Genomic DNA, 1,683 nt, shown 5'->3' with positions numbered 1-1,683 from the left:
CGCCCATCCCGCCCAACGGGTTGCCCGCGATGTACAGGCCCGTGGCACGCGAGGCGTCGGCCGGGTGGATCTCCTCCGACAGGTAGGCCACCGCCGCGGCCGGCACCCCGCCCAGAGCCGCACCCTGCAACGCGCGCAGCACCAGCAGCGGCCACAGATCGGCGACGAAGGGGATCACACAGCCCAGCAGCGTCGCGGCCAGCAGGGAGACACCGATGACACGCGCACGACCGAAGCGGTCCGCCGCCCCGCTCCAGACCAGGGTGAACCCGGCCAGGCCGCCCGTGGCCAGCGAGACCGCGAGCGCGGCCTGGGAGGCCGAGGCGCCGAAACCCTCCGCGATCGCGGGCAGGATCGGCTGGACCGCCCACAACTGGGCGAAGGTCGCCACGGCGGCGGCCACCAGCGCGATGACCGTGCGCCGGTAGGCGCCGGTCCCCGCACGGGGACGGGTGTCGTAATCAGGCGGCGAGGCACTGGTCAGGCTCATACCGTCCACGCTAGAAAGACCGGTTTCATACGTCCAATGCATGCTTTGGCGTTGACCCATACTGGAACGCATGGAACGCAGTGAACACGACGACACCGACGCCCTGGCCCAGATCCTGGCGCCCCGCCTGCGCATGGTGGCCGCGGTGGCCGCCACCGAGCACATCACCCAGGCCGCCGAAGCGCTGGGCACCCCCCAACCGACCCTGAGCCGGGCCCTGGCCCGAACACAGGAGGAACTGGGCATGGCACTGGTCGAACGCACCGGACGCGGAGTACGACTGACCCGCGCCGGAAGACTGCTACTGCCGCACGTGGAACGAGCCCTGGCGGACCTGCGCCAGGGCCTGGCCGAACTGACCGGAGCCGAGGAGGGCCGGGTCGCGCTGACCTTCCTGCCCACACTGGGCGTGGAAGTGGTCCCGGCACTCCTGCGGGACTTTCGCGCCCGGCACCCGGGGGTGCGCTTCTCCCTCACCCAGGAGCCCTGGTCGGAGTCCCTGCACCGGCTCACCGCCGGCGGCGCGGACCTGGCACTGACCTCACCGCTGCCCTCGGGTCAGGGACTGGCGGCGGCCACACTGCACACCCAGGTACTGCGCCTGGTGGTGCCCGAACAACACCCGCTCGCACAGGAACACCAGACACCGGACGACGGGACGGCGGGCCAAGAAGCGGGCGCGGCACCGCCCGGGGTGACGGTGACCGCCGCGGCACACGAGGAGTTCATCCTGCTCAAACCCGGACGGGGCGTACGCCACCTGACCGACCGCATCGTGGAACAGGCGGGATTCACCCCCCGGGTGGCCTTCGAGGCCGACGACATCGCCACCGCACGCGGACTGGTCGCGGCGGGACTGGGGGTGTCCGTGCTCCCGGCCCGCCCCAAGGGACCGCTGAGCGGAACGGTGGAACTGGGCATCGAGGGCGTGGACGCCCGCCGCCCCATCGGCGTGGTCTGGCCCCAGCAGGGGTCGGGCGGCGGCTACGAACCCCCCGCGGTGGCACTGTTCCGCGACCACGTGCGGCGGGTGGGCCCGCGCCTGATCCCCGACCTGACCGGCTGAGGGCACACCCGCCCACCGCCCCACCCGGCGGTGGACCCGCCCAGGCCCGCGCTCACGCGAAAACCACTGGTGCGCGGCACAGGAGCCGCGCGAGTATCACCCCATGACGCACACACCACCCTCCCAC

General features: G+C 72.5%; 2 protein-coding genes. One reads left to right on the top strand and one right to left on the bottom strand.

The features are described from left to right. Nucleotides 1–490 (bottom strand): MFS transporter (locus DQW06_RS10975; protein ID WP_157983403.1); only part of this gene is annotated, 490 nt, incomplete at its 3' end. A gap of 70 nt (nucleotides 491–560) precedes the next feature. Here DQW06_RS10975 and DQW06_RS10970 point away from each other — a divergent pair. Further along, on the top strand, nucleotides 561–1,556 hold the full coding sequence (locus tag DQW06_RS10970) for a LysR family transcriptional regulator (RefSeq protein WP_117198392.1): 996 nt from the start codon (nucleotides 561–563) through the stop codon (nucleotides 1,554–1,556). Nucleotides 1,557–1,683: the final 127 nt, after the last annotated feature.

Origin of the sequence: Nocardiopsis sp. TNDT3, from assembly GCF_003427465.1 — a bacterium.
GTDB lineage: Bacteria > Actinomycetota > Actinomycetes > Streptosporangiales > Streptosporangiaceae > Nocardiopsis > Nocardiopsis dassonvillei.
This window is presented reverse-complemented; position numbering and strand designations above follow the sequence as displayed.

Excerpts from the sequence above, each read along its gene's own strand:
- DQW06_RS10970 (WP_117198392.1), top strand. The coding sequence starts at position 561 with ATGGAACGCAGTGAACACGACGACACCGACGCCCTGGCCCAGATCCTG.